The following is an 8,660-nucleotide window of genomic DNA, read 5'->3' on the forward strand; positions in this document are numbered from 1 at the left end:
GTCGCGAGCGGGGACCCGCTCCTGGCGCACCTGGCGAGCGGGGACGCGGCCGCGGTCGCGGCCCGGCGGGATCGCCTGGTGGCGGCGACCGCCGACTTCGACGCGGCCACCATCACCACCACGCACGGCTTCTGCCAACTCGTGATCCGCGGCCTCGGCACCGCGGCGGACGCCGACCCGGACACCGAACTGCTGGAGGACCTCGCCGACCTACGGACCGAGGTTGCCACCGACCTCTACCTGCGCAAGTACGCGCCACTGGCCGACCCCCCGGCGTTCTCGTTCGGCATCGCGCACCAGGTGGCGAAGGAGGCCACCGTGGACCCGCATGCGCAGCTCGCCCCGACCGCGGGTGAGGGCGCACCGCGGGACCGGGCCAGGTACGCCCAGGCCGTCCGCCTCGAGCTGGCGCGCCGGCTGCGGGCCCGTCGGGCGATGAGCTTCGATGACCTGCTCGTGGTGCTGCGCGACGCCTTGCACGGCCCGGACGCCGAGGCGGTCCGCGCCCGGCTGCGCTCGCGCTACCGGGTGGTGCTGGTGGACGAGTTCCAGGACACCGACCCGGTGCAGTGGCAGATTCTCGAGGCCGCGTTCCACGCGCACGCCACGCTGGTCCTGATCGGCGACCCCAAGCAGGCCATCTACGCCTTCCGTGGTGGCGACGTGCAGACCTACCTGCGGGCCGCGGAGGCGGCCGGCACCCACGCCACCCTGCCGCGCAACTACCGCAGCGACGCCCGGGTGCTGGCCGGGCTGGCCGCCCTGTTCGGGGGCGCCCCGCTGGGCGACGAACGGATCCGGGTCGAGCCGGTGGAGGCCGGCCTGCCGGACCCACTGCTCGTGCGCCCCGGTGGGGCGACGGCGTCGGTACGGGTCCGGGTGCACCCGGGCACGGGGGTGCCGAGCACCAAGGCCGGGCTGGCGAAGGCCAACCCGCTGCGGGAGGCAGTGGCCACCGACGTCGTCCGCGACATCGTCGAGGTACTGACCGACGGCAGCACGCTGCGGGCCTCGGGCACCGAACGAAGGGTGCACCCCGGTGACATCGCCGTCCTGGTCCGGCGCAATGCCGACGGCGAAAGGATCCGCGACCTGCTGGTGCGGGCCGGGGTGCCCACGGTGCTCCGCGCGGCCACCAGCGTGTTCGGTACCGCGGCCGCCACCGACTGGCTGGTGCTGCTGGAGGCGCTGGAACAGCCGCACCGGGTCGGCCGCGTGCGCCGGCTCGCCGTCACCGACTTCATCGGCCGGACCGCGACCGGAGTCGATGTCGGCGGCGAGCGGGCTCACGACACCCTCGCCCAGCAGGCGCGGACCTGGGCCGGAATCCTGACCGACCGCGGCCCGGCTGCCCTGCTCGGCGCGGTGGACGCCGACCACGGCACCTTCGCCCGGCTGCTCGGCGAGGCCGGCGGGGAGCGCAGGGCCACCGACCTGCGGCACATCTGCGACGTCCTGCACAGCGCGGCGACCACCGAGCGGCTGGGCCTGGTCGCTCTGCTGACCTGGTTGCGCCGCCGGATCACCGAGGCCGACCGTGACCCCGGCGCCGAGCGCAGTCGCCGATTGGACTCCGACGCCCAGGCCGTCCAGGTGGTCTCTATCCACACCAGCAAGGGCCTGGAGTTCCCGCTGGTGTACGTGCCCTTCGCGTGGGCGCGCTTCGTCAAGGACGACGCCGAGGTCGCGCTGTTCCACGACCCGGAGAACGGGACCCGGATCCGCGACGTGGGCGGGGTCGGACCGGGCTGGCCCGCTGCACTGGCGGCAAGTCAGGAGGAGGACGCGGGCGAGGAACTCCGGCTGCTCTACGTCGCGGCCACCCGGACCCGGTCCCAGCTGACCCTGTGGTGGGGACGGTCCACGATCACCAAGGCGGCCCCCCTGCACCGGTTACTGTTCACGCCGCCCGGCATCGCGGCGGCTCAGCGGGTCGAGGTGCCGGCCCTGGACGCGGCGCTGACCGTGCTCACCGATCGCGCCGCCGGATCGATCGGGGCACTAGGGGTCGAGCAGATTGAGCTGCCGATAGCTCAGGCCCGGTGGACCTCACCGGCAGTAGCAGTGGGCGAGCCCCGGGCCGAGGAGTTCCGGCGGACCGTCGACACCGCCTGGCGCCGGACCTCGTACTCCGCCCTCACCGCCCTGGTCCACGACGCGGGCCCGGCGCCGGTCAGCGAGCCGGAGTCCCCCGGCAAGGTCGACGAACCGGCCGAGGGCGAGCCGGCACCGGCCACCGACCCGGTCGCTTCTGACAGCGCTTCAAATCTGTTGTCTTCACTGCGTTCCCCGTTCGGAGACCTGCCCGCCGGCGCCACGTTCGGCACCCTGGTCCACGAGGTGCTGGAGAGGGTCGACACCACCGGCAGTGCTTCGGGCGGGGACCTGGTTGCCGCCCTCCGACCGGCCGTGGACCGCGAGCTGCGCTACCTACCGGTGCCCGGGGTGGGCCCCGAGGCGTTGGTCGCGGCGCTGGACCTGGCCATGCGGACCCCGATGGGGCCGTTGGCCGCCGACCTGGCCCTGGCCGACATCGCGCCGGCGGACCGGCTCAGCGAGTTGGACTTCGAGCTGCCGCTGGCCGGCGGGGACCAGCCCGGCCGGGACGTCCGCCTCGGCGAGGTGGCCGCGCTGCTGACCGCGCACCTGTCCGTCGGCGACCCGGTGCTGCCCTACGCCGATCGGATGCGGCACCCGGATTTGGCCGGGCAGCCGCTGCGTGGCTATCTGACCGGCAGCATCGACGCCGTGCTCCGCATCCCCGGTCCGACCGGGCACCGCTACCTGGTCGTGGACTACAAGACCAACCGGCTGCACCCGGCGGGAGGCGAGCCGACCGCCTGGCACTACCGGCCCGAAGCGCTGGCCCCGGCCATGCGGGCCTCGGACTATCCACTGCAGGCGTTGCTGTACCAGGTCGCCCTGCACCGCTATCTGACGTGGCGTCAGCCCGGCTACGATCCCGATCAGCACCTGGGCGGCGTGCTCTACCTCTACCTGCGGGGAATGTGCGGGCCCGGTACCGCCGGACCGGACGGGACCCCCGGCGTCTTCGCCTGGGCACCGCCCGCGGCCCTGGCCGTTGCGCTGTCCGACCTGCTCGCCGGAGGTGCAGCATGAGCCCAGCGAGCCCCGTGAGCGCGGTCGACGTCGGAGCCCAGGGTGCCTTTCTGCCCGAGCGGGCCCGGCACGCCACCGGGATCCTGGCCGAGTTCAACGCCGCCGGGGTGCTCTCCGCGGCCGACGTCCACGTCGCCCAGACGCTGGGCCGCCTCGGCGGCGAGAACGACGATGCCGTGCTGCTCGCCGCCGCTCTGACCGTGCGCGGCACCCGGGCCGGCTCAGTGGTCCTGGACCTCGCGAGCGCGGCCGAGACGATCGTCCCGGAGGCGCTGGAGGCGGCCGGTTTCGAGGCCGGCGGCGGAACCGCGGAGACCGGCGCTCCCGACCCGGCCACGCTGCCCTGGCCGGACCCGGCGGACTGGGTCGTCCGCTGCGCCACCAGTCCGCTGTGCGGCGGCGAGGACGACCCGGCCGGTCCGCCGCTGCGCCTGGTCGGCGGGTCGATGTGGCTGGACCGGTACTTCGCCCAGGAGCGTTCCGTGGCCGCCGAGTTGCTGGCCCGCTCCGCCGCACCGGGCCCCGCCGTGGACATCGTCCGGTTGGAAGCAGCCCTCGACCGGCTCTTCCCGGAACCCGGAGACAGAGACCAGCGGGACGCGGCGGCCGGCGCGGCTCTCGGTCTGCTGACCGTGGTCGCGGGCGGGCCCGGCACCGGCAAGACCACGACCGTCGCGAGGCTGTTGGCCGCCCTGGCCGACCAGCCGGGGCCCCCGCCCCGGGTCGCCCTGGCCACTCCCACCGGCAAGGCGGCGGTGCGACTGGAGGAGGCGGTGCGAGCCGCGCTCGACGAGCTCAGCGAGGCCGATGCGGCCCGGGTCGGCCAGGTTTCCGCGTCGACCATCCACCGCCTGCTCGGCTTCCGCCCGGGTACCCGCAGCCGGTTCGCGCACGATCGGGAGAACCGGCTACCGCACGACGTGGTGATCCTCGACGAGACGTCGATGGTCTCGCTGACGCTGATGGCCCGGGTGCTCGAGGCGGTCCGGCCGACAGCGCGGTTGATCCTCGTCGGCGACCCCGATCAGTTGGCCTCGGTGGAGGCCGGGGCCGTCCTCGGCGACATCGTCGGGCGTTCCGGCTCCGGCCCGTCCCGGCTGGCCGGGCACGTGGTGACCCTGCGGCACAACCGGCGCTTCGCCGACCAGGGCGTGATCGCGCGGCTCGCCGCGGCGGTGCGGGACGGCCGGGCCGTCGAGGTACTCGCCCTGTTGCGCTCCGGCGAGCCCAGCATCGAGTTCGTCGAGGTCGACGACGACGCCCCGATCACCGAGCAGGACGTGGCCGGTCTGCGCGCGGACGTGGTCGCCGCAGGCACGGACATGGAAGCGGCGGCCCGGGCCGGCGAGGTGGGACTCGCCCTCGATGCGCTCGAGCGGCACCGGTTGCTGTGCGCGCACCATCTCGGGCCGCGCGGCGTCCGGCTCTGGACCGACCGGGTCGCCTCCTGGCTGGGCGCCCCGACCTCCTTCCGCGCCGACCGGCGCTACGTCGGCGAGCCGCTGCTGGTGACGGCCAACGACCGCGACGCGCGCCTGTTCAACGGCGACACCGGCGTGGTCGTCGACCTCGACGGCGAGGTGGTCGCCGCCTTCCGCCGCGGTGGCGAGCCGAAACTGGTCCCGCTCGGCCGGTTGCCGGAGGTCCGCCCGGTGCACGCGATGACGGTGCACAAGAGTCAGGGCAGCGAGTTCGCCAAGGTCAGCCTGATGCTGCCCGCGGCCGGCTCACCGCTGGCCACCCGCCAGACCCTCTACACCGCGGTCACCCGCGCCTCCGGCGCGGTTCGGGTGATCGGGTCCCCGGACGCGGTGGCGCGGTCGGTGGACCGTCCCGCGGCCCGCGCGAGCGGGCTCGGGGAACGGCTGCGCGAACCCGGCGGGCACTAGGACGCAGTGCGCCGGGTAGGGCGCGGACATGGCCTACGCCGCGCTGCAGAAGATGGCGGCCGGGGCCGGAGAGCTCGTGTCCTGATCTGATCGCTTCGTGTCATGGTGGACAGCGCCGTGGCAACCTAGCGTCGGCGTCATGGCGCGTCGGATGCTGATCGTGGCCCACCCAGGAGCTCTCGGGATGGAGCCTGGACGGTCTGGACCTCCGCCGGGGTCACTTCCGGCTACGACCTGGTGCTCGCGCTGGTCGAGGCCGACGCCGGGGTCGACGTGGCCCGCCAGTGCGCGCAACTGCTCGTGCTTCATCTGCGCCGGTCCGCACCCAGTCCCAGTTCTCCGCGGCGATGTCGGCGCAGCTGGCGCATCGGCACCCGTTGCAGGAGATCCAGGCCTACATCCACGAGCATCCCGCGGCCGACCTGTCCCTGACCGCCCTGGCGGACCAGCTGCACATGAGCCCCCGTCACTTCGCCCGGGTGTTCACCGCCGAGATCGGGGTCTCCCCCGGCCTCACCCTCGTCCCGCACGAGCCCCAAGGAGCGATCGCATGACCCGCGTCGGTGTTCACCTCTGGCAGAACATGACCATGCTCGACGTGCTCGGTCCACAGCAGTTCCTGGGCTGGGTCCCGGGCTGGGAGGTCGTGACCGTCGCGAAGACCAAGGACCCGGTGGTCGCCGACAGCGGCCTGCAGGTGCTCCCCCACCACGACCTGGCGAGCTGCCCGGAACTGGACATCCTGCTCGTCGGCGGTGGCGTCGACGTCTCGGGTGAACTCGCCGACCCCGAGGTGATCGCGTGGCTGGCCAAGACCGGCGCGCAGGCAACGTGGGTCACCTCGGTGTGCAGCGGCGCGCTGCTGCTCGCCGAGGCGGGCCTGCTCGACGGGTACCGGGCCACCACGCACTGGGGGGCGCTGGGGGACCTCGCCACCTACCCGGGCGTCGAGGTGGTCAGCGACGAGCGCGTCGTACGCGACCGCAACCGGATCACCGCGGGCGGGGTCACCTCCGGCATCGACTTCGGCCTCACCCTGATCGCCGAGGTCGCCGGGCCGGACATGGCCGCGGCCCTGCAACTGGCCGGCGAATACGACCCGCAACCCCCGACCCCGTACGGGCACCCGCGCAACGCGCCGGCGTCGCTGATCCAAGCCACCGCCGACATGCTGGGCTCGCTGCGCGGCGGGATGGACGCGTTCTACGCGGGCAAGAACTGACTGAGCGTCAGCTCAGGTCAATCGTCGTCCGGCCTGGGGTTGGTGCAGGTGATCCGATCGGTCGGGATGTACTCGGTGTGGAACTTCTCCCGCTTGACGACCTTGCCGCCCTGGTAGAACACGCGGGTCACGTCGATCTCGAAGCCCGGCACCGGTGACTGCGGGACGCAGTCCGGGGCGGCCGAGGTGATCGACGTGGTCTCCTTGTAGTCGGAGCGTTCGGAGCTGACCGACTCGATCTTGTCGTAGTACTTGGTGCCCCAGATGCTGACCCGGATCCAGCCGGGCTTGGCGACGGCGCGGACCAGGATCCCGGTCGGCGTGTCGTTCTGGAAGCGCAGGTCCTTGGAACCGAAGGCGACGGTGGCCTCGCGGCCGGCCGGATACCGGCTGATGTACAGGCTGTGGGTGTGGTGCTCGATGTCCTTGAGCCCGGCGAAGAAGACGGCGTTGAACACCGTGGTCGCGGACTGGGAGACGCCGCCGCCGAGGTCCTCCTTGAACACGCCCTTGTCGATGACGAAACCCTTGACGAAGCCGTTCTCCTCGGTGCGCTCGCCGATCCGGTCGTTCAGGCTGAAGATCTCACCCGGCAGAACGAGCGCCTCGTTGATCAGCTCGGCCGCACGCCCGATGTTGTTCACCCGGTACGGCGCGATCGGGTAGTTGGTGCGGTAGGTCGAGATCTGCTCGACGATGCCGAGGCCTTCGGCCTCGGCCGTGGTGACGTCGGGCTCGGACGGGACCGCCGTGGCCGCCACCGTGCGCGCGGTCGTCGAGACGAGGGCGGCGCGCATCTGCTCGCCGAAGCTCACCGGGTCGATCTTCTCGCCGTCCTTGCCCGGGACCACCTTCGGCTTCTTACGCACGAAGACGAAGCTCGCGTCCTTGGGTGCCTTGATGACGTCGGGGTTGTCCTCGGCGACGTCGGTCGCCATCTTGTCGGTGTTGACGGTCCAGCTGAGGGTGGGGCCGTTGACCGAGATCTTGAGGTAGTCGTCGAGCTTCGCGGTGGACAGGCTGATGGCCTGGCCGTTCAGCGAGACGGTGACCGGGCCGGACATCGCCGGGGTCGCGAACTCCTTCATCACCCGGTCGACCTCAGCCTGGCCGACCACCGGCGGGGTGGACTGCACGGGCGCGGTCACCGAGGTGGCGCCGGAGGTGTACGCCTCCCGCAGGGCCTGGGCCGTCTCGGCCACGAGCAGCGTGCGGGCCTCGCGCGGCTTGCTCGCGACCGCCTGACCGCCCTCGAACTTCACCCGGCCCTCGCGCGCCTTCTGGTTGACCTTCTTCGCGATCCCCTCGACCACCGCGTTCAACGCGGCCTCGTCGACGGAGAGCACCGGCTGGAGGTTGTCCTTGGCACCGAACAGTACTGGGAAGACCACGCCCGGGTTCAGGCTGCGCTCGCCGGCCCGCTCGACCGTGGCGCGGGCGTCGACCGCCAACCCGGACTTCACGGTGTCGAGCGTGAAGGTCTTGTCGGCCGCGGTGACGGTGACCTTGCTGCTGATCACCGCGGGCAGTTCCGTGGTGAGCTTGGACTCCGCGTCAGGACGGCTCAGGCCACCGATGTCGATGCCGAGCACCGTGGTGCCCTTCTTGACCTCGGATCCGGCCGACGCGTACGCAGTGACGTAAAGGCCGAGGCCGAGCAGTACGGCCACCGCGGCGATGGTCACGGCCAGGCGGCGGGCGAGGAAGCTCGGGGAGCTCTCCGGCTCCGGCAGGCCCGGGACCGGGGGCGGGGGCGGCCCAGGCGGCGGCGCAGGCGGTGTCACCACGGCATTTTCCCCCAGGTGCCTTCGCCGGTCCGGTCCGGCCCGACAATCCTAAGCTGGCCCCATGCGCCCGCTGACCGAATCCGTCACAGTTCACATCAACGCCCACCCCCAGGTGGTCTGGGACCTGGTCAGCGACGTCACCCGGATAGGGGAATTCTCGCCCGAGACCCTGGAAGGACGCTGGATCTCCGGCGCCACGGGCCCTGCGCTGGGCGTGAAATTCCAGGGCCACGTCAAGCGCAACGGGCGCGGGCCCATGTACTGGACGACCTGCCGCATCACGGCCTGTGAACCGGAAAAGGACTTCGCGTTCGTGGTCGAGGTCCCCGGCATGTCCGGAGTGAACACCTGGCGGTACCGGCTCGCCCCAGCCGACGACGGCACCGACGTCACGGAGTCCTTCGAGCTCACCCCGTCGTTGTTCATCCGCTTGTACTGGACGCTGGCCGGTCCGCTGCGCGCGAAGACCAACATCCGGGGCATGACCGAGACGCTGAACCGGATCAAGGCGGTTGCCGAGACCGCCGCCTAGTGGTCTGTCTGTGAATTAGCGCGGTATGATTGATCATGCCGATCAAGACAGCACCGGCGTTGCCGGTCAGTAGTGAGCAGCGCGCGGAGTTGGCCCGGATGGCGCGGTCC

The 8,660-nt window shown here is 72.3% G+C and carries 6 protein-coding genes; 5 read left to right on the forward strand and 1 reads right to left on the reverse strand.

Annotation, left to right across the window (positions count from 1 at the left end):
- The 4 genes from H0X00_RS18420 to H0X00_RS18435 all read left to right on the forward strand — a co-directional run.
- Positions 1–3,120: UvrD-helicase domain-containing protein (locus tag H0X00_RS18420; protein WP_293773759.1), on the forward strand; the 3,120-nt coding region annotated here is incomplete at its 5' end.
- Complete coding sequence (gene recD, locus H0X00_RS18425) at positions 3,117–5,009, forward strand: exodeoxyribonuclease V subunit alpha (RefSeq protein ID WP_293773761.1); 1,893 nt, start codon at positions 3,117–3,119, stop codon at positions 5,007–5,009. The genes H0X00_RS18420 and recD, both read left to right, overlap by 4 nt.
- A 347-nt stretch (positions 5,010–5,356) precedes the next feature.
- A complete protein-coding gene (locus tag H0X00_RS18430) occupies positions 5,357–5,563 on the forward strand; it encodes an AraC family transcriptional regulator (RefSeq protein ID WP_293773763.1) in 207 nt (68 codons plus the stop codon).
- Positions 5,560–6,231, forward strand: a complete 672-nt coding sequence (locus H0X00_RS18435) for a DJ-1/PfpI family protein (RefSeq protein ID WP_293773764.1) — start codon at positions 5,560–5,562, stop codon at positions 6,229–6,231. Before H0X00_RS18430 ends, H0X00_RS18435 begins: the two co-directional genes overlap by 4 nt.
- A gap of 17 nt (positions 6,232–6,248) precedes the next feature.
- On the opposite strand, the gene H0X00_RS18440 is transcribed toward H0X00_RS18435, so the two are convergent.
- Positions 6,249–8,018, reverse strand: coding sequence for a VanW family protein (locus H0X00_RS18440; RefSeq protein WP_293773766.1), 1,770 nt, complete (start codon positions 8,016–8,018; stop codon positions 6,249–6,251).
- 70 nt (positions 8,019–8,088) lie between these two features.
- Between H0X00_RS18440 and H0X00_RS18445 the strand changes: the two genes are divergently transcribed.
- Positions 8,089–8,550, forward strand: a complete 462-nt coding sequence (locus H0X00_RS18445; RefSeq protein ID WP_367186691.1) for an SRPBCC family protein — start codon at positions 8,089–8,091, stop codon at positions 8,548–8,550.
- Positions 8,551–8,660 lie beyond the last annotated feature (110 nt).

It is taken from the genome of Sporichthya sp. (genome assembly GCF_013815995.1).
Classification (GTDB): Bacteria; Actinomycetota; Actinomycetes; order Sporichthyales; family Sporichthyaceae; genus Sporichthya.

Excerpts from the sequence above, each read along its gene's own strand:
- H0X00_RS18430 (WP_293773763.1), top strand. The coding sequence starts at position 5,357 with ATGTCGGCGCAGCTGGCGCATCGGCACCCGTTGCAGGAGATCCAGGCC.
- recD (WP_293773761.1), top strand. The coding sequence starts at position 3,117 with ATGAGCCCAGCGAGCCCCGTGAGCGCGGTCGACGTCGGAGCCCAGGGT.
- H0X00_RS18435 (WP_293773764.1), top strand. The coding sequence starts at position 5,560 with ATGACCCGCGTCGGTGTTCACCTCTGGCAGAACATGACCATGCTCGAC.